General features: G+C 70.3%; 27 protein-coding genes. 13 read left to right on the top strand and 14 right to left on the bottom strand.

The features are described from left to right. Positions 1–45 precede the first annotated feature (45 nt). Positions 46–1,146 (bottom strand): sigma-70 family RNA polymerase sigma factor, encoded by a 1,101-nt coding sequence (locus AMYNI_RS46815; RefSeq protein ID WP_084628609.1) that lies wholly within the window; start codon positions 1,144–1,146, stop codon positions 46–48. Here AMYNI_RS46815 and AMYNI_RS0141830 point away from each other — a divergent pair. Genes AMYNI_RS0141830 through AMYNI_RS0141815 form a run of 4 tightly spaced genes read left to right on the top strand, consistent with a single transcriptional unit; the run spans position 1,123 to position 4,974 of the window. Continuing rightward, complete coding sequence (locus AMYNI_RS0141830; RefSeq protein ID WP_020674117.1) at positions 1,123–1,539, top strand: MerR family transcriptional regulator; 417 nt, start codon at positions 1,123–1,125, stop codon at positions 1,537–1,539. The genes AMYNI_RS46815 and AMYNI_RS0141830 overlap by 24 nt on opposite strands. Continuing rightward, complete coding sequence (gene trxA / locus AMYNI_RS0141825) at positions 1,539–1,886, top strand: thioredoxin (RefSeq protein WP_020674116.1); 348 nt, start codon at positions 1,539–1,541, stop codon at positions 1,884–1,886. The genes AMYNI_RS0141830 and trxA overlap by 1 nt, the downstream gene beginning before the upstream one ends. Before the next feature lie 41 nt (positions 1,887–1,927). Then, positions 1,928–3,469 carry a MutS-related protein gene (locus AMYNI_RS0141820; RefSeq protein ID WP_020674115.1) on the top strand — a complete coding sequence of 514 codons (1,542 nt, stop codon included), beginning with the start codon at positions 1,928–1,930 and terminating at the stop codon, positions 3,467–3,469. After that, on the top strand, positions 3,466–4,974 hold the full coding sequence (locus tag AMYNI_RS0141815) for a MutS-related protein (RefSeq protein ID WP_020674114.1): 1,509 nt from the start codon (positions 3,466–3,468) through the stop codon (positions 4,972–4,974). The genes AMYNI_RS0141820 and AMYNI_RS0141815 overlap by 4 nt, the downstream gene beginning before the upstream one ends. On the opposite strand, the gene AMYNI_RS0141810 is transcribed toward AMYNI_RS0141815, so the two are convergent. Genes AMYNI_RS0141810 through AMYNI_RS0141765 form a run of 10 tightly spaced genes read right to left on the bottom strand, consistent with a single transcriptional unit; the run spans position 4,971 to position 9,719 of the window. After that, the gene (locus tag AMYNI_RS0141810) at positions 4,971–5,243 is read right to left on the bottom strand and encodes a gas vesicle protein K (RefSeq protein ID WP_020674113.1); all 273 of its coding nucleotides are present in this window, start codon (positions 5,241–5,243) and stop codon (positions 4,971–4,973) included. The genes AMYNI_RS0141815 and AMYNI_RS0141810 overlap by 4 nt on opposite strands. Next, a complete protein-coding gene (locus tag AMYNI_RS0141805) occupies positions 5,240–5,470 on the bottom strand; it encodes a gas vesicle protein (RefSeq protein WP_020674112.1) in 231 nt (76 codons plus the stop codon). Before AMYNI_RS0141805 ends, AMYNI_RS0141810 begins: the two co-directional genes overlap by 4 nt. Beyond that, positions 5,467–6,237 carry a GvpL/GvpF family gas vesicle protein gene (locus AMYNI_RS0141800; protein WP_020674111.1) on the bottom strand — a complete coding sequence of 257 codons (771 nt, stop codon included), beginning with the start codon at positions 6,235–6,237 and terminating at the stop codon, positions 5,467–5,469. Before AMYNI_RS0141800 ends, AMYNI_RS0141805 begins: the two co-directional genes overlap by 4 nt. Further along, positions 6,234–6,551: a gas vesicle protein gene (locus AMYNI_RS0141795; RefSeq protein ID WP_020674110.1), complete on the bottom strand. Its 318-nt coding sequence runs from the start codon at positions 6,549–6,551 to the stop codon at positions 6,234–6,236. Before AMYNI_RS0141795 ends, AMYNI_RS0141800 begins: the two co-directional genes overlap by 4 nt. Before the next feature lie 49 nt (positions 6,552–6,600). Beyond that, the gene (locus AMYNI_RS0141790; RefSeq protein ID WP_020674109.1) at positions 6,601–7,473 is read right to left on the bottom strand and encodes an SRPBCC family protein; all 873 of its coding nucleotides are present in this window, start codon (positions 7,471–7,473) and stop codon (positions 6,601–6,603) included. 3 nt (positions 7,474–7,476) lie between these two features. Beyond that, complete coding sequence (locus tag AMYNI_RS47665; RefSeq protein ID WP_157357737.1) at positions 7,477–7,989, bottom strand: hypothetical protein; 513 nt, start codon at positions 7,987–7,989, stop codon at positions 7,477–7,479. A 4-nt stretch (positions 7,990–7,993) separates the two neighbouring features. Then, a complete protein-coding gene (locus AMYNI_RS0141780) occupies positions 7,994–8,242 on the bottom strand; it encodes a gas vesicle protein GvpG (RefSeq protein ID WP_020674107.1) in 249 nt (82 codons plus the stop codon). Between the two features lie 15 nt (positions 8,243–8,257). Beyond that, positions 8,258–8,992, bottom strand: a complete 735-nt coding sequence (locus AMYNI_RS0141775; RefSeq protein ID WP_020674106.1) for a GvpL/GvpF family gas vesicle protein — start codon at positions 8,990–8,992, stop codon at positions 8,258–8,260. 6 nt (positions 8,993–8,998) lie between these two features. Then, on the bottom strand, positions 8,999–9,418 hold the full coding sequence (locus AMYNI_RS0141770) for a gas vesicle structural protein GvpA (RefSeq protein WP_020674105.1): 420 nt from the start codon (positions 9,416–9,418) through the stop codon (positions 8,999–9,001). A gap of 25 nt (positions 9,419–9,443) precedes the next feature. Further along, positions 9,444–9,719, bottom strand: coding sequence for a gas vesicle protein GvpO (locus tag AMYNI_RS0141765; protein ID WP_020674104.1), 276 nt, complete (start codon positions 9,717–9,719; stop codon positions 9,444–9,446). A 175-nt stretch (positions 9,720–9,894) separates the two neighbouring features. On the opposite strand from AMYNI_RS0141765, the gene AMYNI_RS0141760 reads away from it, so the two are divergent. Then, positions 9,895–10,554: a hypothetical protein gene (locus tag AMYNI_RS0141760; protein ID WP_020674103.1), complete on the top strand. Its 660-nt coding sequence runs from the start codon at positions 9,895–9,897 to the stop codon at positions 10,552–10,554. On the opposite strand, the gene AMYNI_RS0141755 is transcribed toward AMYNI_RS0141760, so the two are convergent. Then, positions 10,541–11,671, bottom strand: coding sequence for a helix-turn-helix domain-containing protein (locus AMYNI_RS0141755; RefSeq protein ID WP_020674102.1), 1,131 nt, complete (start codon positions 11,669–11,671; stop codon positions 10,541–10,543). The two genes, AMYNI_RS0141760 and AMYNI_RS0141755, sit on opposite strands and share 14 nt — an antisense overlap. Positions 11,672–11,874: 203 nt before the next feature. Between AMYNI_RS0141755 and AMYNI_RS0141750 the strand changes: the two genes are divergently transcribed. From AMYNI_RS0141750 to AMYNI_RS0141730, 5 genes are all read left to right on the top strand, one after another. After that, complete coding sequence (locus AMYNI_RS0141750; RefSeq protein WP_051116421.1) at positions 11,875–13,278, top strand: FAD-binding oxidoreductase; 1,404 nt, start codon at positions 11,875–11,877, stop codon at positions 13,276–13,278. 4 nt (positions 13,279–13,282) lie between these two features. After that, positions 13,283–14,641 carry an MFS transporter gene (locus AMYNI_RS0141745; protein ID WP_020674100.1) on the top strand — a complete coding sequence of 453 codons (1,359 nt, stop codon included), beginning with the start codon at positions 13,283–13,285 and terminating at the stop codon, positions 14,639–14,641. Positions 14,642–14,793: 152 nt separating this feature from the next. Beyond that, positions 14,794–16,125 carry an aspartate kinase gene (locus AMYNI_RS0141740; protein ID WP_245574119.1) on the top strand — a complete coding sequence of 444 codons (1,332 nt, stop codon included), beginning with the start codon at positions 14,794–14,796 and terminating at the stop codon, positions 16,123–16,125. Positions 16,126–16,139: 14 nt separating this feature from the next. After that, complete coding sequence (locus tag AMYNI_RS0141735) at positions 16,140–17,006, top strand: 2-amino-3,7-dideoxy-D-threo-hept-6-ulosonate synthase (RefSeq protein WP_020674098.1); 867 nt, start codon at positions 16,140–16,142, stop codon at positions 17,004–17,006. A 14-nt stretch (positions 17,007–17,020) separates the two neighbouring features. Continuing rightward, on the top strand, positions 17,021–18,124 hold the full coding sequence (locus tag AMYNI_RS0141730; RefSeq protein WP_020674097.1) for a 3-dehydroquinate synthase II family protein: 1,104 nt from the start codon (positions 17,021–17,023) through the stop codon (positions 18,122–18,124). Positions 18,125–18,182: 58 nt separating this feature from the next. Here the strand turns inward: AMYNI_RS0141730 and AMYNI_RS0141725 are convergent, their stop codons facing one another. Then, positions 18,183–18,620 (bottom strand): hypothetical protein, encoded by a 438-nt coding sequence (locus tag AMYNI_RS0141725; RefSeq protein WP_157357735.1) that lies wholly within the window; start codon positions 18,618–18,620, stop codon positions 18,183–18,185. 172 nt (positions 18,621–18,792) lie between these two features. Here AMYNI_RS0141725 and AMYNI_RS0141720 point away from each other — a divergent pair, with 172 nt between their 5' ends. Beyond that, positions 18,793–19,578 carry a helix-turn-helix domain-containing protein gene (locus tag AMYNI_RS0141720; protein ID WP_020674095.1) on the top strand — a complete coding sequence of 262 codons (786 nt, stop codon included), beginning with the start codon at positions 18,793–18,795 and terminating at the stop codon, positions 19,576–19,578. 58 nt (positions 19,579–19,636) lie between these two features. Here AMYNI_RS0141720 and AMYNI_RS46805 read toward each other — a convergent pair whose 3' ends face one another. Further along, complete coding sequence (locus AMYNI_RS46805) at positions 19,637–20,575, bottom strand: alpha/beta hydrolase (protein ID WP_020674094.1); 939 nt, start codon at positions 20,573–20,575, stop codon at positions 19,637–19,639. A gap of 165 nt (positions 20,576–20,740) precedes the next feature. On the opposite strand from AMYNI_RS46805, the gene AMYNI_RS0141710 reads away from it, so the two are divergent. Together AMYNI_RS0141710 and AMYNI_RS0141705 are read left to right on the top strand one after the other, a co-directional pair. Next, positions 20,741–21,091, top strand: coding sequence for a tyrosinase family oxidase copper chaperone (locus AMYNI_RS0141710; protein WP_020674093.1), 351 nt, complete (start codon positions 20,741–20,743; stop codon positions 21,089–21,091). Positions 21,092–21,117: 26 nt separating this feature from the next. Next, positions 21,118–22,038, top strand: coding sequence for a tyrosinase family protein (locus AMYNI_RS0141705; RefSeq protein ID WP_020674092.1), 921 nt, complete (start codon positions 21,118–21,120; stop codon positions 22,036–22,038). The last annotated feature ends 7 nt before the right edge of the window (positions 22,039–22,045 follow it).

The raw sequence follows: 22,045 nt of genomic DNA, 5'->3' as shown, positions 1-22,045 counted from the left end.
ATCTTCCGTGCTGGCTCCCTTTGAGACGGCGGGCCGCCGGAAAACTCATCGGTGCGCCCTGGGTAGTGCCGCAGCCAGGCCGAACGCGGGGAACAGGGCGGTGTCGTGGAAGGCGGTGATCTCCGCGATCCGGTCGTCCTCGATCCGCAGCACGGACAGCGCGAAGGCGCGGTAGACGGGGTCGGCGCGGCGCCGCACGTAGGTCGCTACCGCGGGCTGGTGGTTGGCCCGGATCGGCCGCATCCGGAACCGGCCCACGTAGTCGGGGGAGCCTTCGTCCCAGCTCATCGTCAGCGCCGCCACCACGGCATCGCGTCCCTGGAGCCACATCGGCCACGGCGGCATGCTGGTACGGACGTCCTCGGCCAGCAGTTCCGCGATCGTGCCGAGGTCGGCGCGTTCCATCGCGGCCATGTACCGGCGCAGCACCGCCCGTTCCCGCTCGGTGGGCTCGGCCGACGGCGCCCAGTCCAGCCGGCGTTCCGGCAGCCGCTCCTTCAAGGTGACCCTGGCCCGTTGCAGCGCGCTGTTCACCGAGGCCACGCTGCCGTCCAGCAGGTCCGCGGTCTGCCTGGCCGGCCAGCCGAGCACATCGCGCAGGATCAGCACGGCCCGCTGCCGGGGCGGCAGATGCTGAATCGCGGCGAGGAACGCCAGTTCGAGCGTCTCCCTGGCGACCGCCGCCGCGTCCGGCTCGGCCTCGCCCGGCGCGACCGGCTCCCACAACCGGTCCGGGAAGGGCTGCAGCCAGGCGATGTCGGTCCGCGGCGGCAGCCCGACACCGGGACCGGCCGGGGGCGCCAGGTGCTGCGGAAGCACCCGGCGGGCCTTGCCGTCGAGCGCGTCGAGGCACGCGTTCGTCGCGATCCGGTACAGCCAGGCCCGCACCGTGGAGCGGCCCTCGAAGCCGCCGAGGTTCTTCCAGGCACGCAGGAAGGTCTCCTGCACCAGGTCCTCCGCCTCTTCGAACGAGCCCAGCATCCGGTAGCAGTGCACCCGCAGCTCCCCGCGATGCCGCTCGACGAGCGTCGCGAAGTCGTCCTTCGGGTCCAAACCGGCCTCCTGCGCTGCTGAGAAGCGATTCTTGCCTTGACGTAAAGGGCAAGGTTTACGCTCAAAAGTATGCGAATCGGTGAACTCGCCCAGCGTGCCGGAACGACGACTCGTGCGCTGCGGTTCTACGAGTCACAGGGGCTGCTCGAGGCGCGGCGCTCGGCGAACGGCTACCGGGAGTACGGCGAAGAGGACTTCCGGCTCGTCAACGAGATCCTGACCCTGCAGGCTTTCGGGCTCAGCCTCGACGACACCAGGCCGTTCGTGGAATGCCTGCGTGCCGGGCACGAGACGGGGGATTCCTGCGCCGATTCGATCGAGGTCTACCAGCGCAAGCTCGCGGAGGTGGACGCCTGCCTCGACCGGCTCAACTCGGTGCGGGCGAGCCTGCTGGCCAAGCTGGCCGGCGCGCTGGTCGGCCCGCCGGGACCGTGCAGCGTGGCGGACCGGACCTTCCCCGAAGTAACCGAAACCGAGGAGTCCTGATGTCACCCACCAGCCTTTCCAACGCGGTACTCGCCGTTACGGACGAGACGTTCGAGCGCGAAGTCCTCCAGCACGACAAGCCCGTCCTGGTGGACTTCTGGGCGCAGTGGTGCCCGCCCTGCCACATGATCGCCCCGGTGCTCGCGGAGATCGCCGAGGAACGCGCCGGCTCGCTGGCCATCCGCAAGCTCAACAACGACGAGAACCCGCTGGTCGCGCGGAACTACCAGGTGATGTCGCTGCCGACCCTGATGCTCTTCCGCGATGGCGTGGTGGTGCGGACGATCGTCGGCGCCAGGGCGAAGGCGCGGTTGCTGGCGGAGCTGGACGAGGCGCTGGAGCAGTAACCGGCCTCGTTGTGCGGCGGTGATCGGTATGCTCTGGACGCGTGGCCATCCGCAGCATCCTGTTCGGCCGGGCCGGGCAGCCGGGCGACCTCGACACGGCGGCGGAGCCGGATCATTTTCGTGATTTGAACCTCGACCAGGTGGCGGGCGCGATCGTGCGGGCGAACGCCGACGTGCCGCTCGCGCCGTACTTCCGCCACCCGCTGCGTGACCCCGAGCTGGTCGGGTTCCGTCAGCAGGTCTTCCGCGATCTGGAGAACGCCGAGGTGCGCGCGGTGGCCGAGCGGTTCGCCACCGCGATGCGCACGGTGCGGCGCCGGCTGCGCCTCCTGGACGGGGTGCGCCACCCGCCGCAGAAGCACCGCTGGTTCCTCACCATCGTGCTCGGTTACGCCGACGCGGTGGCCGCGTTCGCCGAGGAACTCGCCGCCGTCGAGATCGGCTCACCCGGTCTGCGGGCGGTGCGCGACGACCTCGGCGAGCACGTGCGGTCGGCTGAGTTCCGGTCGCCGCGCGAACAGGCGAAGAGCCTGCGCGACCGGCTCGGCGAGGTCCGCTACGACCTCTGGTTCCACGACGACACGATCACCGTCGCGAACAGCGGCCCGGACGAGGGCGCGGGCTTCGGCGAGCGGGTGCGGGCGACCTTCGAGCGGTTCGGCGGAGCGGCGCGGCAGGACTACCGCAGGGATCTCGCCGCGGATCTGGGCATGGACAAGGTCGAGTCGAGCGTGCTGGACCTGGTGGTGCGCCTGGATCCCGGCCTGTTCGCCGAACTCGCCGGGTTCCACGCCGAGCACCGCGACCTGCTCTCCGACACCGTCGTCCGGCTCGACCGCGAGCTGCGGTTCTACCTCGGCTACCTGAGCTATCTCGCGCCGCTGCGCGAGGCCGGCCTTGCCATCTGCTATCCGGCGGTTTCGGCCGCGGTCAAGGAGTTCGCCGCGCGCGAAGCGTTCGATCTCGCCATGGCGGCGTCGCTGACCGCGCGCGGCGAACGCGTCGTGGTGAACGACTTCCACCTGACCGGGGCCGAACGCATCCTGGTCGTCTCCGGGCCCAACCAGGGCGGCAAGACGACGCTCTCCCGCACCTTCGGCCAGCTGCACCACCTGGCCGCGCTGGGCTGTCCCGTCCCCGGCAGCGAGGTGCGGGTGTATCTGCCGGACCGCATCCTCACCCACTACGAGCGCGAGGAAAGCCTGGACACCCTCGCCGGGAAACTGGAGGAGGAACTGCGCCGGCTGCACGAGATCATGGAGCTGGCCACGCCGGACAGCGTGCTCATCCTGAACGAGATCTTCACCTCGACCACGTTGCGGGACGCCCGGTCGCTCAGCGAGACGATCCTCGGCCGGATAGCCGGACTCGACGCGCTGTGCCTGTGGGTGAGCTTCATCGACGAGCTGTCCCGGCTCAGCGACAAGACGGTGAGCATGGTCAGCACGGTGTCCGGTGACAGCCTCGCCACCCGCACCTACAAGCTGGTGCGAGGCCCGGCCGATGGGCACGCGTACGCGATCGCGATCGCCAGGAAGCACGGCCTGACCTACGAGCAGCTCGTCGAACGGATCCGCCGGTGAGGCCGCGGCTGATGTTCGCCGACGGGGACTTCGACCCCGGCGCACCGGAGCCGGCCAACGCCGCGGACCTGGTCGGCGACCTCGAACTCGGCACGCTCTGGGCGGACATGGCCCGCGGGGACGAGCTGCTGCTTTCGCTGGCCCGTGCCGCGACCCTGAACGCGCTCACCGATCCGGCCGAGATCGGCTACCGCCAACAGGTGCTCGCCGACTGCCTGCGCAACCCCGCGGCCGTGCGCGAACTGTTCGAGCTCGCCGGCCAGGCGATCGCGGCCGAGCGGAAACTGCTCCGAAGCGCCTTCACCGGCCGTCCGGAGCCGTTGCTGAACCGGGCGGTGCGGGTGCTGGAGGTGCTCGGCGACTTCCTGCGCCGGCTGCGGCGGCTGGCCGAGCGGCACGCCGGCGAGTTCCGCTCGGCCGGGTTCACCCGGCTGTTCCGGACGATCCGCACCGAACTGGACGACGACTACCTCCGCACGATGGATGCCCTGCTCGAACAGCTGCGCTTCGAGCAGGGCATCGTGGTGCGCGCCGGGCTGGGGGAGGGGAACAAGGCCGTCGGCTTCGTGCTGCGCGAGCCGCCGGGGAAGGTCCGCAACCCCGCCGGCCATCGGGCGCTGAAGAAGTCCAAGCTCAGCTACACGGTCACCGGCCGAGACGAGAACGACTACCGCGCGCTGGCCGAGCTGCGCGGCCGCGCCCTGAACGAGATCGCCAACGTGACCGCGCAGTCGGCCGACCACGTCCGCGACTTCTTCCTCGCCCTGCGCGACGAACTCGGCTTCTACCTCGGTTGCGTCAACCTCGCGGAAACGTTGTCCGGACTGGGGATGCCGACCTGCTTGCCCGCACCTGGCGCGCCGGACGAGCACCTGCTCTCCGCGCGGGGACTGTACGAGCCCTGTCTCGCCCTGCGGCTGCGCCGGCGTGTGGTGGGCAGTGACCTCGACGCGGACGGCCGCGGCGTGATCATGGTCGGTGGGCCCAATCAGGGCGGCAAGTCCACCTTCCTGCGCAGCGTCGGCGTCGCCCAGCTGATGATGCAGGCCGGCATGTTCGTGGCGGCCGAAGAGTTCGCCGCGTCGGCCGTCACCGGGGTTTTCACGCACTACAAACGGGAAGAAGACCCCTCGATGACCAGTGGCAAGCTCGACGAGGAGCTGGCCAGGATGAGCACGATCGCCGACAAGGCCGGCCGGGGCGCGCTCCTGCTCTGCAACGAGTCCTTCACCTCGACGAACGAGCGGGAGGGCTCGGACATCGCGGCCGAGATCATCCTGGCGCTGACCGACAGCGGCCTGCGGGTGGTGTTCGTGACGCACCTGTACGAGCTCGCGCGCCGGATGCGGGCCGAGTTCCCGGCCCGGTGCCTCTTCCTCCGCGCCGCCCGCCGCGACGACGGCGAACGCACCTTCCGACTCGGCCCCGGCGAGCCGTCGCCCACCGCCCACGGCACCGACCTGTACCGCAAGATCTTCGGCACCGGGCACGGGCGGCCCGGCTAGCGGGGGAGCAGGCTGCCGAGCGGGCCGAGGTCGAGGTTCAGGTCGGCGGCGGAGAGGCCGTAGCGTTCCCGCAGGCTGGTCAGCCGCTCCTCCAGGAGCATCAGCGTCAGGCCGAGCCGCTCCTCCTGGTCCTCGGTGAGGTCTCCCTCGTCGACCCGGCGCAGCGCTTGGCGCTCCATCAGCTGGCGCAGCAGCTCGACGATGGTCAGCACCAGCTTCATCAGGTCGCGCTCCACGGTGTCCCGGTCCGTGTCGATGCGCTCGGTCATCCGAGTGTCCTTCCCTCGTCCGGAACTGGAGGCCGGTCCGCGCGCACCGACGTGATCAGTGCGCGCAACGAGATGTGCACGAGGTCGACTCCGGCGATCGACAGGGTCACGTCCCCGGTGAGCACCACCCCGCCGGCGAGCAGCCGGTCCAGCAGGTCGACCAGCGCGATCTCCGGGTCCGCGGATGGACCGTCACCGGAGGACCAGACGTCCACCTCCGCGGTCATGGCTCCTCCGGCAACGCGAACGAGTAGGGCACCCACGGTCCCGTAACCTCGATGCGGCAGCCGTGAGCGGTGCCGCGGAGCTCGTCCACCCGCGCGAGGAATCGGTCTCCGTGCGGCACCGGCACGAGGTAGGCCAGGTTGAGCACGTTCCGGCCAGGCACACCGGAGAGTTCGGGGTGCTGGGCGCGGTGGCGGCGCCGGTCCTCGGCCAGCGCGCCCAGTTCCCGGTCCACCGCTTCGGCGGCCTCCGTGACCGCACGCCACGCGTCGTCCCGGGAACGGCGCTCCGCCAGTCTCTTCCGCAGATACGAGCGGCCCGACGGCGTCCCGGTTTCCCCGGCGGCGGGAGTGGCCGTCGCAGCGGGATCCGCGTAAACCTTCACCCCCCACTCGGCCCTTCCGTCCACCCGGTCGAGTGCCGCCGAGATCCGTGGCCCGCGCTCGCGCAGCATGGCCTGAACTCGCGGCCGGTCCAGGTAGATCGTCGCCAGCCGCAACGGCAGGGTGACGGCCCGCCGAGCCACGCCGTCCACCACGTCGTTGTGCGCACGGGCGACCTCCTCCAGCCAGGCCAGGTCTTCCAGGCCGGCACGCAAGGACTCCTCGCCGAATTCGGCCGCCGGTACCGAGCTGACCACCGCGGTCAGCTCGCCGTGGGTGACCGCCTGCACCGGCTCGCCGCGCAGGCCGTGGATTCCGTCCAGCGCGTCCTTTCCCGCCGGGCGGGTCACCGCGTAGCAGTACCAGGCGGCCGGGTCCGTGCTCATGACTCCTCCAGTCGCGCGACCTTCTCCCGCAGCCTGCGGTTCTCCTCGGCGAGCTCACCGTTCGCGGGCTTCGACGACAGCGAAGGGTCGTGCTCCCACCAGTCGATGCCCATTTCCTTCGCCCTGTCCACCGAGGCCACCAGCAGGCGCAGCTTGATCGTCAGCAGCTCGATGTCCAGCAGGTTGACCTGGATGTCACCCGCGATGACGATTCCCTTGTCCAGCACCCGTTCCAGGATGTCGGCGAGGTTCGCGCCGGAGGAGCCGCCACCGTGGGCGGGCGTCCTGCCCGGCGCCGGGCGGCCGACCGGCATGGCTGATTCGGTCATGGCTGCACCTGTCCTTCCCGAAGGAACCGCCGGGTCAGCGGCTGCCGGCCGGTTGCCTGGTGCGCCGCCGAGGCTGTTCCTCGTCTTCGGGCTCGTCCTCTTCGTCTTCTTCGGCCGGAAGTTCCTCGTCCTCGTCCTCTTCCGCGTCAAGGGCTTCCTCGTGGGTGCGCACCACTTCGCCGTTGCGGATCTCGCCGCGCCAGCCCTCGCCGGACGCCTCACCCGCCATCGTCACGAACCGGCGGAAGTGCTTGAGGTCCAGCCGGGTGCGACGGCCCTGCGCGCGCCAGAGGTTCCCGGTCTTCTCGAACAGGCCCGCCGGGTAGTACTCGATCACCAGCAGGATCTTGGTCAGGTTCTCGCCCATCGGGTGGAAGGTGACCGCGCCCTTGATCGTGCCCTTGGCGCCGTCGGTGGTCCACACGATGCGCTCGTCGGGCACCTGCTCGGTGGTGGTGGCCTTCATGCTCCGGTTGGACCAGAACACCTTGAACCGCCAGTTCGAAGTCGTGTCGTCGGCGCGGTCCGCGCTCGTCACGCCCTTCGCGAAGCTGCTGAACTTCTGGTACTCGGTCCACTGGTCGTATGCCTCGCGCACCGGGACACCGACATCGATGTCCTCCACGATGTTGATGACCTTCTTCCCGCCGGAACCGCCCTTGCCCTTGCTGCCGAACAGGGAACCGAGCGAACCGCCGCCGGCGTTCTCGGCGTTCTCCGCCAGGCGCTTGGACGCTTCGCCGAGCTTGCTGCCCGCGGTGGACATCAGGCGCTCCGCCTTGGCCCGCAGGTACTCCTGGCAGGCGTTCAGCAACTGCTCGGTGACGGGGTTCTTGGCCGCCTTCTCCCGCAGTGTCGCCAGTGGACCGTCCTCGGTGCCGCTCTCGGTTTTCGCGTTGCCCGCCATGGGTCACCGCCCCTTCGCCGGAGTCCGCTTGGCCGTGCCCTGCGCCCGCGAGCCGGTCGTCTTGCGCGCGGTGCCCGAGGCCCGGCGGGCCGAACCGCTCTTCGCGGCGGTGGTGGCCTTCTTGGTGGCGGCTTTGGCGGTGTCCCCAGTGCCCTCAGTGCCCACAGTGTCCACAGTGGCCACAGTGTCCTTTTCGGACTCCTGCGAGCCGTCGCGCAGCAGGTCGGCGCGCTGTTGCAAGGAACCGGCCAGCCGGTCGGCCTGCTGGGTGAGCACCCCGGTGGCCATCGACTTCCCGGCCGTGAGCACCTCGTCGCGGACCTGCTCGCGCAACCCGGCCAGCTGCGGCGACGAACTCAGTTCCCTGGTCACATCGGAGAGCAGCTTCTGCGGGCTGAGGTTGAGCTTCTTGCCGGCGAGCCAGGCACCCATCGTGATCGCCAGCTTGGCCTTCCTGTGCCTTCCGAGGAAATATCCGCCCACGACCGCGACGGCTATCTTCATCCCAGGAGTCATCTGTTCACTCCGTCCCTGGTTGTGTCATCCGGTTGCCCCCCGGGTCGAGCTCGTCGAGCAGTTCGTCTTCCCTGCGGTCGAAGTCCTCCTCGCTGATCTCCCCGGCCAGCAGCGCCTTCTCCAGGGCGGCGAGATCAGTTCTGATGCCGGCTAACCGCTCCTGTTCCGCGGTGTCGACTACCCGCTGGACGGTCCAGGCCACCCCGCGAAGTGGCGCGAAGGGAAGCAGCACCAGTTCTCGGAGGAGCCCCATCGCGGGTCCTTCGAGTCACGCCGTCCGGCTGACGCCGTCGGCGAAGCTGTATGGCGGCAGCGGCCCCCGCGTCCGCACTTCGGCCAGCCGCCCGATCGACTCGGCCAACTCGCGCACGGCCGCCTCGAAGGTCTCCATACCTTTCTCCGGGACGAGAAAGGAGGTGTTGACGAAACAGCCGTCCACGGCGGGCCCGTCGGCTTCGGCAGTCGCGTGCCGCCCGAGCGCCGAACGGATGGCGGCGGCGTCCTCGGCCTCCCGCGCGCTGAGCGCTTCGGCCACCAGCTCGCCGAAACGGACCCGTTCCTCGCGCGTGCCGCCGTGTGCCCGCAACCCCTCGTTCAACTTTCGCAGCCGCGAGTCCGCGGCCAGTACCTCCCGCAGCACCGCCTCCTGCCGATGGGCCACCTTGACGTTCATTTCGACCTGCCCGGCCAGGGAGGTCAGGATCTCCAGGTAGCCGTCCTGCCGGGCGGAAACCTCCCGCGCCACCGCGTCGTCGTCCTCGGCGAGCACGCCGAACCGCATCGGCAGGGTGGGGCCCTGCCGGCACAGGGACTCCAGTGCCCGCTCGTGCGCCAGCAGGTCCCGCCGCTTCGGCCGGACGTCCGGTGGCACGTCGCCGACCACGGCCTTCAGCTCACCGGCGTGGACGGTGCGCAGCGGCGTTGGCGTCTTGCCGACGCCGACCAGGTCCCGCACCCGTGCCGGATGCGAAGCCGGAACTATGCCGTAAAGATAGGTACTCATTCCGACTCATTCCGACCTTGTACTGCTTTTCCGGCTGCGCGGCCGTGCGGTGCGGGACTCCTCGTCGCCACTGGACTTCTGGAACTGCTCGGCGAACGTTTCGACCGCACCGGTCAATGCGCCTTTCGACTTCCCTTTGGCGCCCTGCTCGGTCACGTCACCGACCAGGTCGGGCAGGGTGGTCGCGTTGGACGCCTGGTTGAGGTCGAGCCGGTTGCACGCCTCGGCGAACCGCAGGTAGGTGTCCACACTGGCCACCACGATCCTGGCGTCGATGGTCAGCAGCTCGATGCCCACCAGGGAGACCCGGACGAACGCGTCGATCACCAGGCCCTTGTCCAGAATGAGCTCCAGAATGTCGTAGAGGTTCCCGGTTCCCTGGCCTCGCTGGACATTGCTCGTCGATTGGGTCGTTGCCACGGTCATCGAACACTTCCTTTCGCGGGTGGTCCTACAGCTCGATCTGGCCGCGCGCATACCTTCGTACCCGTTCATAGCCGCCGAATTCACCGTCCGAATCGAGCAGCACCCGGTAGGTCGCCAGCACACTGGTGGTGTCCGGAATGCGCGCGAGCTCCACGACCTCCACGTTCAGTTCCCAGCCGTGGTCCGTTTTGGCGAAGGCGGAGACCGCCTCGATCGTGCGGCCGGTCAGCTCCTCGAACTCCGCCCGCGCCACCCGCATCAACTCCGCCGGGGAACGCCGTTTCGGGGCGTCTTCGCTCATTTCGGCTCGCGGACTCCTTCCGGACCGTTCTCACCCTTTGGCCAAGGATTTACCGGCCGGGTGACGCCCAAACCGGGGAAAGAACAAGTTCGGCCAACCGGACGAGCACTCGCCACCGATTGCCGCCAGCGCGTCTCCGGGAGGGGTCCCGGACCGGAGCCGTTACTTTGCCGAGATGGTGGCGGAGCAGACCGAAGATCAGGTCAAACCGGTGCAGCGGATCGCTGGGCCGATGGGGTTCCTGCTGGTTCTGCTGCTCTTTCTCCTGCTGCCGAATGTGGCCGCGTCCTGCTCGGTGTCCGACAGCGCGGCAGGCCAAGGGGAGGTGGCCGCGTCCTTCACCGGCGCCGATCTGGTCACGGCCGGAGATCCTGGGCTGGAAGCCACCGGCGCCTTCGAGATGTCTTCCGCGCTGGTCGACGTGACCACCGAGGACGCCGCTCCCGGCGGTGTTGTCCGTGGCTTCGCGATTGCCGCGGTTGTAGCCATCGGGCTGGGGCTGGCGGGCGCGTTCGTCCAGGTCTGGCGCCTGCGTGCGGTCGTCACCCTCACCGTGGCCGCGGTCGCGGCGCTGCTACTGGCGACGACCGAAATACTGATCATCAGGCAGTGGGCGGCCGTGGCCGAAAGTTTCGCGGAGCTGATGACCGAACTTCCCGACGCCCGCGGGATCGACATCGTGGGCAAGGCACGTGAGATCGTTCAACCTGGGGTCGGATTCTGGCTGAGCTTGGCCGGTCTGGTCGCCATCGCCGCGACGAATCTCATCCTGCTGATCCGCCACCGAGACCGTCCGGAACAGCTCCCGCAAGAGGACGGCGTCAGTGATCGCTGACCCGGACGACCTGGCCGGCACCGAAGGGTTCGTAGTGCTCGGTGAACAGCTTGGCGACCAGCTCGCCGCGGCTGGACACGCGGACCTTGTCGAAGATCGTCTTGATGTGGTCCCGGATGGTGTGCGGGGAGAGGAACAGTTTCCCGGCTATCTCGCCGGTGGCCATGCCCCTGGCCAGTAGCTGGGTGATCTCCAACTCCCGCTCGGAGAGCTCGTAGGCGGCGAACAGGATGGGCGCGATCTCGGAGGCGCTGGCGACGTCGAGCACCAGCACGGTCTGGCCGATCGAACCGTCGGCACCGGTGAGGCAGGACGCGTGGCACTGCAGCCAGGCGCCGCTGCGGCTGCGCACCCGCACCCGCGCGCACCCGCGGTCCCGGCCTTCGGCGATGGCGCGGGCCCGCACGACGGTGCTGTGCACCCAGGCGGGCAGCGACAGCCCGAACCCGCCGTCGACCGCCGGTCCCTCGGGGATTCGCGCGAGGTGGTGCCTGGCCTCGTCGTTGACCGAGACCAGCACCCCGTCCTGGTCGAACAGCAGCAGCCCGGGTCCGGGCACCGCACCCGGACCGGCCACGGCGGGCGGCCGTGCGTAGGACCGCAACCGGTGCCCCAGCGGCCCGGACAGCCCGGCGAGGAACTCGATGTCGGCCGGGGTGAACGGCATCTGCCCCCGCTCGCGGAACAGGCTGACCGTCCCCCACGGGAGCCCACCGGCGCGAAGCACCGTCCTCAGCTCGTCGTCCAGTCCCCGCGGCCGCATGTACTGCCGGTAGAGCGCGCTGCGACCGGGCAGGTCACCGGTGCTCTCCCGCAGCCCGGCCGCCGGCACCGGCATCCGCGCCACCGCGTGGAAGGGATTGACGCTCTCGGACAGCAGCTCGCTGTCCCAGAACACCGCGCAGCCGTCCTCGTCCAGGTTTTCCACCCGGATCGGGGCCGTCATCAGGCCGGTCAGCGGGTCGGTCGCCCGCCACACCGCCGCCGAGAACGGCACCAGGCGGCGCAGTCGGGCAGACGCCTCCGCGAACAGCCCCAGCGTGTCCTGGGCGCGCGAAGCACCGGCGAGAAGCTCGTCCCGCTCCCGCAGCAGGTGTGCCGCCGTCGGCCTGCTCATCTCCGGACCTCGTCTCCGCACCTGTTCGGCGCTCATCGTGCACAGCGGGCCGTATCGCTCGCGTATTCCCGGGTTCCCCCGGATGCCGCACCCCTCGTTTGAGGGGTATCGCGCCGGCGGCGCACCCGTTCCCGCGGGATGGGCCCGCGCGACGCGCGGCGCGATCGTTGGTCCATGTCCACGAAACCCAGGAGGTGTCCATCATGAGAGCTGCCGAGACAGTGCTGACCCCGGCCGGCCTGGCGGAGCTGGCCGGACAGGTCAGGGGGCCGGTCCTGCTGCCGGGACAGCACGGCTACGACGCCGAGTGCGCCACCTTCAACCTGATCGTCGAGCACCACCCGGCGGTGGTGGTCGGTGCGACCGGGACGGCAGACGTGCTGGCCGCGGTGCGGTTCGCCGCCGCCAACGACCTGCCGGTGGCGGTGCAGGCGACCGGGCACGGAGTCTCCCAGCCCGCCGACGGCGCGCTGCTGATCAGCACCCGGCGGATGACCGGCCTGCACGTCGACCCGCACACCCGCACCGCCAGGGTCGAGGCCGGGGTCCGCTGGGAGCAGGTCATCCACGAAGCGGCGGCGTTCGGCCTCGCCCCGCTGAACGGCTCCTCCCCGCTGGTCGGGGTGGTCGGCTACACCCTCGGCGGCGGGATGGGCCCGCTCGGCCGCAAGTACGGCTACGCCGCCGACCACGTGCGCGGGCTCGACGTGGTGACCGCGGACGGGCGGCTGCGGGAGGTGTCCGACCTCCGCCGCCCGGAGCTGTTCTGGGGACTGCTCGGCGGCAAGGGCAACTTCGGCGTGGTGACCTCGCTGACGTTCGACCTGGCGCCGGTGTCCCGGCTCTACGGCGGCGGGCTCTACTTCCCCGGCGAGGCGGCGGGTGAAGTGCTGCGGGCCTGGCTCGCCTGGACCCCGCACGTCAGCGACGAGATGACCACGTCACTGGCGCTGATCCGGCTGCCCGCAGTGCCGGAGGTCGCCGAACCGTTGCGCGGCAAGCTGATGGTGCATCTGCGGATCGCGTTCCTCGGCCCGCCCGAGTGCGGCGAGCAGCTCATCCGGCCGCTGCGGGCGGCCGCGCCGGTGGTGCTGGACACCGTCACCGAAATGCCCTACACCGACGTCGCCGCGATCCACCAGGACACCACCGTGCCGGTCGCCTACCACGAGCGAAACCTGTTGCTGCGCGAGCTGGACAGGCAAGCGGTGGACGCGCTGCTCGCCGCGGCCGGGCCGGGCTCGGCCTGCCAGGACCCGATGGTCGAGCTGCGCCAGCTCGGCGGTGCGTTGGGTCGCCCGCCGGAACGGCCCAACGCGGTGGGCAACCGGGACGCCGCCTTCTGCCTGACCACGCTCTCCCCGCCGCACAGCGGTGGGGTCAGCGGGGAGCTCTTCCCGAAGCTCGCGGAATGGGCCACCGGCGGCAGCTACGTCAACTTCCTCAGCGGGCCGGACAGCGTCGAGGACGTGCCGAACGCGTACGACACCGCCGCGTTCCGCCGGCTGCGCGCCCTGAAAGCCGACTACGACCCCGGAAACCTGTTCCGGATCAACCACAACATCCGGCCGCTGAGCGCCGGAAACCAGCGAACCGAAGTCGGGTGACGAAATGACCAGAACCGAATCCTCCACGACGAACCTCCCACGGCCGCAAGGAAAACCCGGCGCCGCGCAGACCGGTGTCCGGGTCGGCCTGCTGATCGGGCCGATGGTCTTCGGCGTGTCCGCCGGCGGGCTCGCACTGCCCAACGCCGCCGCCGCACTGCACATCGACCCTTCGGCGACCGCGTGGTTGCTGGCCGCGTACGCGCTCACCCAAGGCACCGGCACCGCCCTGTTCGGCCGCCTGTCCGACGCCAAAGGGGTGCACCGCACGCTGGCCACCGGGGTGGTCCTGCTGCTGGCCGGGGTGCTGGCCTGCGTGCTCGCCCCCAGTCTCGGGGTGCTGATCGCGGGCAGGCTGGTGCTTGGCGCGGGCGCCGGTGCGATGACCGCGGCCGGCCTCTTCCTCGGCGCGACCTCGCCCGACGAGGACCGGGGTGTCGTGCTGGCCACCATGGCGGCGACGATGTCGGCCTTCGTGGGCAGCGGGACGATCGTCGGCGGCCTGGTCACGTCGGCGCTGTCCTGGCGGGTGACCCTGGTGCTGCCGGCGCTGTCCCTGATCGGGGTGCTGCTCTGCCTGCGGCTCGCCGCGTCCCGCGCCGGGCGTTCGGGCAAGCCGGTGGACGCTGTGGGCGCCGGGCTGCTGGTCGTCACGGCGGCCGGGATTCTCGTGCTGATCCAGGCGAAGACCTTGCAGCTGCCGGCCGTGGTCGTGGGGGTGACCGCGGTGGTGACCGTGCTGACGGCGGCCGGGCTGGCGCTGCGGGTGCGCAGCCGGCCCGCCGGGTTCCTGCCGCGTGACCTGGTCGCGGTGCCGGTCTTCCGCGCCGCGGCGGCCATCGGGTTCGGCGCGTTCGGCGGGTTGTACGCGATCCTGTTCGCCGCACCGCAGATCCTGGTGCGCGGGCACGGCTGGACGGTGCTGGTCGCCGGGCTGACCCTGCTGCCGCCCGCCGTGCTCGGTGCCGCGCTGTCCAGGATGGCCGGGCGGATGGCCGCCCGTACCGGCAGCTACCCCCTGCTGACCGTGGTCGGCGCGCTGTTCGCCGTCGCGCTGGCGGCCGCCGCGCTCACCGGCGGCAGTGTCGCGGCCACCATCGTCGCGGTGACCGTCGGCCTTGCCGCGTTCGGCATTTCCCAGGCGCTGCTGATCGCGCAGGTCTCCACGGCTGCGCCGCCCGCGCTGCGCGGTGCCGCCACCGGGATGCTCCAGCTCGCGCACGTCATCGGCGGCGCGATCGGGTCCGCGGTGATCGGCGCGCTCTCCCTGTCGTTCGGTGTTTCCGACGCGCTGCTGCCGATCGCGCTGCTCCCGCTGGCGGGGGCGGTGATCGCCGCGTTGGCCGGACGCCACCGCGGCTGATCTGGTACGGCGAAGGGCCCGGACGCGCGAGTGTCCGGGCCCTTCGCCGTACCCACCGGCGCATTACGTGAAACAGCGGCGAAATCACGCCGATACGGCCGGTTCCGATGCTGGGGTGGCAACAGCGTCGGAGAAGGATGGAGGTGAACACGATGGCACTGGGGAGGTTTCGCATCCCGGCCGGTGAACTCCCGCCTCCGGAAGGGATGATCCCGCACGGTTCCGGGACCATTGTGCACAAGTACGGTGGCAGCTCGCTGGCCACCTGCAAGCTGATCCGGGGCGTCGCCGAACGACTCGAAGAAGTGCACCGCTCCGGCCGCCCGGCGGTCGTGGTCGTCTCGGCTCGTGGGGACACCACCGACATCCTGCTGGCGATGGCCGCGGAGATCAGCTCCAGCCCGGCGGGCAGGGAGCTGGACCAGCTGCTCGCCACCGGTGAGTGCGCGTCGGCGGCCCTGCTGGCGCTGGCGTTGCTGGAACGCGGGATTCCCGCGGTCTCGCTGACCGGCGCGCAGACCGGGATCAGGGCCACCGGCAGGCACGGCGCGGGGTTGATCGTGTCGATCGACACCGAGCGCATCACCCGGTTGTCCGCCGAAGGAAACCTGGTGGTGCTGGCCGGTTTCCAGGGGATCAACGCGGAAGGCGACATCGTCACCCTCGGCCGTGGCGGTTCGGACACCACCGCCGTCGCACTCGCGTCCGAGCTCCGGTCCGGGCACTGCGAGATCTACACCGACGTCGACGGGGTGTACACCGCCGATCCCAGGGTGGTGGCCGCGCCCAGCGTGCTGCCTTCGGTCGACGTCGACGTGATGGCCGAGATGTCCTTCGCCGGGGCCAAGGTCATGCATTCCCGCGCGGTCGAGCTGGCCGCGGTCTGCGGTGTCGCCATCCACGTCGGCCGCTCCGCGACCGGTGAGATCGGCACGGTGATTTCCCGATTAGGAAGGAAGAACATGCTCGAGACAAGGTCCACTGTGGCCGCTGTCGTGCACGACACCGAGGTGGCCCAGGTGGATTTCCGGTGCGCCGGCGACGAACCGGCCGTGCTCGAGGAGGTCTTCGGGCTGCTGGGCCGATCGGCGGCCCCGGTGGACATGGTGACGGTCTCGACGAACACGGCCGGCACCCTCACCGTGGGGATGACCGTGCACGCGGGTGACGTCCCGGCCATCCGCGGCGCACTGCTGAGCCTGGCGGCGACGACCAGGGACGGCCGGATCGAGGTGCACGACCGGATCGGCAAGGTGTCCGTGGTCGGCACCGGGCTGCTGAACCGGCCGGAGTACGCGGCGGCGATGCTCGCCGGCCTCAGTTCGGCCGGCATCACGGCCAGGTCGATCACCGCCTCCCAGTCGCGCATCTGCGCGGCCGTGCCGATCGGCGACCTGATCCCGGCCGTCCGGCTGCTGCACGAGCGTTTCGGGCTCGAGCCCGACCGCACCCGCTCGCCGCAGGACTCGACGGTCCCGGCCTGAAAGAAGGAGAGCTCATGTCGTTCAACGACCCGTTCGCGCGCCGGCTGCGCCTGCGCCGGCTGCACCGGCACGACTCGGAACGGCTGCTGATCGTTCCGCTCGACCATTCGATCTCCGACGGCCCGATCACCGCCGGCCGCGCGCTGGACGGCCTCGTCTGCGAGCTGTCCGTGAACGGGGTGGACGCGGTGGTGCTGCACAAGGGCAGTCTCCGCAACGTCGATCCGGAGCGGTTCAACCGGACCTCGCTGATCGTGCATCTGAGCGCGAGCACCAGGCACGCCCCCGACCCGAACGCCAAGTATCTGGTGGCCAGCGTCGACGAATGCCTGCGGCTCGGCGCGGACGCGGTGAGCGTGCACGTCAACGTCGGCTCGGTCGAGGAAGGTCGGCAGATCGCCGACATGGCCACCGTCGCGGAGGCCTGCGACCGCTGGAACCTCCCGCTGCTGGCGATGATGTACCCGCGCGGGCCGAAGATCACGAACCCGAAGGACCCCGGGATGGTCGCCCATGCCGCGTCGCTGGCGGTCGACCTCGGCGCCGACATCGTCAAGACGATGTACGTCGGCTCGGTCGCGGAGATGGCCGACGTGGTCCGCGGCTGCCCGATCCCCATCGTCGCGGTCGGCGGCCCGCTGGCGGACAACTGCGCCGAGGTACTGGCCTATGTGGACGAGGTGATGTCCTCCGGGGTGGCCGGGCTCGCGGTGGGGCGCAACGTGTTCCACGCACCGGACCCCGGCTCGATCGCCAGGCGGATCGCCGGTCGGGTGCACCGCGAGCTCGAGCCCGCCTTTCTGGCCGAAGCCGCGGAGACCGGACCGGTGTCAACCAGACGGGTCGCGGCGGCCCGCCGCGACCTTGCCCAACCAAGGTGAACAGGAGTGCTGAAATGAAGCTCGTGTGGGTCGACATCCGTGCCGCGCACCCGGCGAAGCAGGCCATCATCGAGGAGGCGGTGCACCAGCGGGTGGACGGCCTCGTGGTGGCCGATCCGGCCGATCTCGAAGGGCTGCCGCCCACGGTCACGAAGGTGCTCTTCCCGCGCGGTCTCGCGCTGCCTTCGGACTTTGGCGCGGCGGACGTGGTGATCGTGGACCCGGCCGAACACGGCGAGCCGCACGAACTCGCCCTGCTGCACCCGGAGGTGGAGTTCGGCCGGTTCGTCGAGATCATCGACGCGCCGACGCTGGAGGTGGCGTGCAAGGCCGCGGCCTCGGACAAGTGGAGCGTGCTGCTGTTCCGGGACCCGACCAAGATCCCGCTGGAGATCGTGCTCGCCGCGGCCGCCGGCGCCGAGGGCAGGAACCTCACCATCGCGGGCGACGTGGAAGAGGCCGAGATCATCTTCGGGGTGCTCGAACACGGCTCGGACGGGGTGATGCTCGCCCCGGCGCAGGTCGGTGACGCCACCGCGGTCAAGGCGGCGGCCGACGGCGGGACGGAAAAGCTCGACATGGTCGAACTGACCGTCACCGCGACCGCCCACATCGGCATGGGGGAGCGCGCCTGCGTGGACACGTGCAGCTACTTCGGCAAGGACGAAGGCATCCTGGTCGGTTCCCACTCGAAGGGGATGATCCTCTGCGTCAGCGAAACCCACCCGCTGCCGTACATGCCGACCAGGCCGTTCCGGGTCAACGCCGGGGCAATCCACTCCTACACGCTCTCGAAGGACGAGCGCACGCACTACCTCAGCGAGCTCAAGGCGGGCAGCAAGGTGATGGCGGTGGACACCGAGGGCCGCACCCGGATGGTCACCGTGGGCCGGGTCAAGATCGAGTCCCGGCCGCTGATCTCGATCGACGCGGTGGCGGGGAACGGCCAGACGGTCAACCTGATCCTGCAGGACGACTGGCACGTGCGGGTGCTCGGGCCGGGCGCGTCGGTGCTCAACAGCACCGAGCTCCGGCCAGGTGACAAGGTGCTCGGTTACCTGCCAAGCCAGGACCGGCACGTCGGCTACCCGATCAGGGAGTTCTGCCTGGAGAAGTGAGCCGGCCGTGCTGCCCCGGCGGATCTTCGCGGATCCGCCGGGGCAGCACTTCGGGGACTTATCCGCGGTGGGCGATCCAGGTCGCGGTGCTGGTCGGGTTGCTGAGGTCGATGGAGTTGCCGGACCACCGGCCATCGGCGCCGAGGTGGCCCTCGTACCGTCCGGTGGGTCCGGAACTCCAGGTGATCTCGAACAGTACGTCGTTGCTGCCGGTCAACCGGCCGTGAATGGCCCCGGTCGCGTCGGGGATCTCGGCGACTCCCTTGAAGTAGCCGATGTTTTCGGGCCCGCTGTTGAACAAATGCCCCTTGATCCCGTTGCTTTGAGTGATAACCCACCGTCCCTCGAAGGTGCCCAGCACCGGCGTGTCGGTGGCGGTCGACACCCCATCTCGTGCTGGGACCATGCCGTTCGCGGCTGCCGCAGCGCCGATGCCGCTGACTCCCAGCACGGCAGCGGTGGCCGTGGTCGCCAGTAGTCGGGTGGACGTTCTCATCGTTCCTCCTGATGAATTGTTGGTGCGCGCGGAATGCGGCAGCGAGGAGAATCGTCCTGTCGGCGGCACATCGGGTAGGGGTCGTCTCGATGAGCGAGACGCGCGGGGTATCTGGTTGAGCAGGCACGCCTCTCTACAGTGAGCGGGGCTGTTCTGCCCGAGGAGGGGTCTGATGGAACGCCAGAAAGAACCGGCTGCCGCACAGCCGACGGTGGGGCGCGGTGTGCTCGAGGGCGCGTTCCTGGTTTTGGAGGAACTCGCGCGGCTGGGTGAGGCCGGTCCTGCGCAGGTGGGGGCCGGCGCCGGGCTGCACAAGGCGACCGCGCACCGATTGCTGGACCAACTCGTCGGGCTGGGGGCGGTCCAGCGCCGGGCGGGCCGGTACCGGATGGGGCCAAGCATGTTCCGCCTTGGGCAAGCCTGGCAACCCGCGCCACTGCTGCGCACCGCCGCCCGGAATCCCCTGCGGCAACTCGCCGCGGCGACTCGCACGGCCACCGTGGGGATCGGCATCCCCGAGCAGGGACGCACCCGCTCGATCGGCCTGCTGCGCGGCGAACTCGGCGACGACATCCCGGTGCGCGCCGGGCTGCTGCTCCCACACGGCTGCAACGGAGACAGGCTCTGGGCCATCGACGACCCTGACGCGGCGATCCCCGACCGCTACTCCCGCCGCGAATGGAAACGCCTGATCACCGACGCACACGAACAAGGCGTCGCCCTCGGCTGGGATGACGACATATTCCCCTCGGTGTTCGGCTCGGTGTTCGGCGCCGCGGCGCCAGTGCGCGCATCCTCCGGAAAGATCATCGCCGCGGTGTCCGCAGCGGTGCTCGACCGGCGACGCCTCACCGCACTGGCCCCCGCCGTGCGGCGGGCAGCCGATATGATCAGCGCCAACCTCAACCGGCTCCCCGCAGCCGCCCTAGCAGGGTTCTCCTCGCCCGAAGATCGCTAGCGAGTCGCACCCGTCGACCGTGCAGGTAAGCCGGAAGGGGTTGGCATCAGGCCCCTTTTCAGGCACCTGCCGGCATCGGCTCCGGCACCCCGCCCGCGATCCGGAACGCGTCCGAGAGCACCCGGCCGTACTCCAGGTCCGCGTTCCGGGAAACGGCTGCGTTCGGGGCGAAGGTGTCGAACGCGTGGAACGCGCCGGGAACCACGTGCAGCTCGCAGGCGACCCCGGCCGCCAGCAGCCGCGTCGCGTACTCGATGCCCTCGTCCCGCAGGGGATCGTGCTCGGCGGTGACCAGGTACGCCGGGGGCAGGCCGGCCAGATCCGCCATCCTGGCCGGCGCCAGGTACGGGGTCGCCGGCTGCCCGGCCAGGTAGTGCCGCCACATGGCGACCGCCGAGTTCGAGTCGAAGACCGGCACCCCGGCCGACTCGCGGCTGGACCGGGTGAGCAGCCGGTCGTCGAGCGCCGGGTAGAGCAGGTGCTGGAAGACGATCGGCGGCCCGCCGCGGTCCCGCGCCAGCAGCGCGGTTCCGGCGGCCAGCCCGCCGCCCGCGCTCGCGCCCGCCACCGCCAGCCGCCGGACGCAGCCGCCAAGCAGGGCGAGATGGCCGGCCACCCAGGTCAGCGCCCGGTAGCAGTCTTCGAGCGCGGCAGGGGCCGGATGTTCCGGCGCCAGCCGGTAGTCCACCGCCACCACCAGCGCGTCGGCGTGCACCGCCAGCCGGGAGCAGCGCGGATCGTCGGTGGCGAGCCCGCCCAGCACGAACGCGCCGCCGTGGAACCAGACGAGCACCGGGCGGCGCCGGGGCGGGCCGGCCGGCGCGTAGACCCGGATCGGCACCCCGTCCGCGGACAGGTCGTGGACGTCCAGCAGTTGGCCCGCGGTATCCGGCCGCACGCTCTCTTCGAATTCCCGGTTGCGCCGGCGCGCGGCGGCGATATCGCTCAGATCGTCCGGCGGAAAAGCGGCGGCAGCCACTCTCAGTTCGGGGTCCATCGAATCCTCCTCGGTTTCTCCCCGAGGCTAGGCAGGTCGCTTATCGGCCGCGTTTCACCGGATCAGCGGCAGCGGAAAGCGCGATATGCCGCGAAAACAGTGCCGATACGGGCCCCGCGCACGGTGAACCGGCAACGGTGTCCCGGAAGAAGGAGTGACGTTGCGATGACGATGAACAGGCGAGAAGTGCTCAAGGTCGCGGTCGTCGGGACCGCGACTGCCGGCCTGACCGCGGCCGGCGGCGTCGCGCTCGGCAGGGCCGTGTCCGCGGCTGGCGGCGGCGACGGGTACACCGAGACCTACCGCGGCCGCGAGATCTGGGTCAGCGGCCGGGACGGGGATCTCGCGGTCAGCATCGACGGCCGGCCGCTGCACCTGATGAAGTACGGCGAAACCGCCTACCTCAGCGCCCTGTGCCACTACGAGATGGCCGAGTCCCCGCTGCTCGCGGCCCGCAGGGCGGTCGACGAGCTGCGCGGCGCGAACCTGCTTCCCACGCGGGGACACCACGTCTGAGATGGGGCACCGGGAGGAAGAACGAAATGGTCTACGTCCGCAAGAACCATCTCGCGATGACGGCCGAGGAGAAGCGCCGGTTCGTCCACGCGATACTGGCGGTCAAGCGGTCCGGGTTCTACGACGAGCTGGTCAAGATCCACATCATCATGAACTCCGGCGACTACCTCGACAAGGACACCGGCGCCAGGATCGGGCACGTCAACCCCGGCTTCTTTCCCTGGCACCGGCAGTACCTGCTCGAACTGGAACGCGAGCTGCAGCGGGTCGATCCGTCGGTGACGATCCCGTACTGGGACTGGACCACCGACCAGTCCCAGTCCTCGCCGCTGTGGGCACCGGAGTTCATGGGCGGCACCGGCAGGCCCGGCGACGGGCAGGTCACCACCGGGCCGTTCGCCCGCCGCAACGGCTGGCGGCTCAACATCAGCGTGGTTCCGGTCGGCTCGGAGCCGCCGGCGCTCAACGGCCACTACACCGCCGACGACCGGGACTACCTGGTGCGCGCGCTCGGGCAGAGCGGCCAGATCCTCTCCCCGCCGCGGGAGCTCGAAGACACCATGGCGCTGCCGGTCTACGACTGCCCGCCGTGGAGCTACCAGTCCGGCGGCACCGCGCCGTACAACAGTTTCCGCAACCATCTCGAGGGCTACACCCGGCTCCCGCAGGACAACGACGGTCCCACCAAGCTGCACGGGGCTGGCCACCAGTGGATCGGCGGCCACATGATGTACATCGGCTCGCCGAACGACCCGGTCTTCTTCCTGCACCACTGCTTCATCGACAAGTGCTGGGCGATGTGGCAGGCGCGCCATCCGGACGTGCCGCACTACCTGCCGGCCGAAGAGACCACGGACGTGCCGAGCCTGCACACGATCCTTCCGCCGTGGAAGACGATGTCGCCCGCCGACCTGCTCGACCACACCAAGTTCTACACCTACCACTGACCAAAGA

Origin of the sequence: Amycolatopsis nigrescens CSC17Ta-90, from assembly GCF_000384315.1 — a bacterium.
Lineage (GTDB): Bacteria > Actinomycetota > Actinomycetes > Mycobacteriales > Pseudonocardiaceae > Amycolatopsis > Amycolatopsis nigrescens.
The sequence above is the reverse complement of the archived record's forward strand: the minus strand, read 5'-3'. Positions and strand labels throughout refer to the sequence as shown.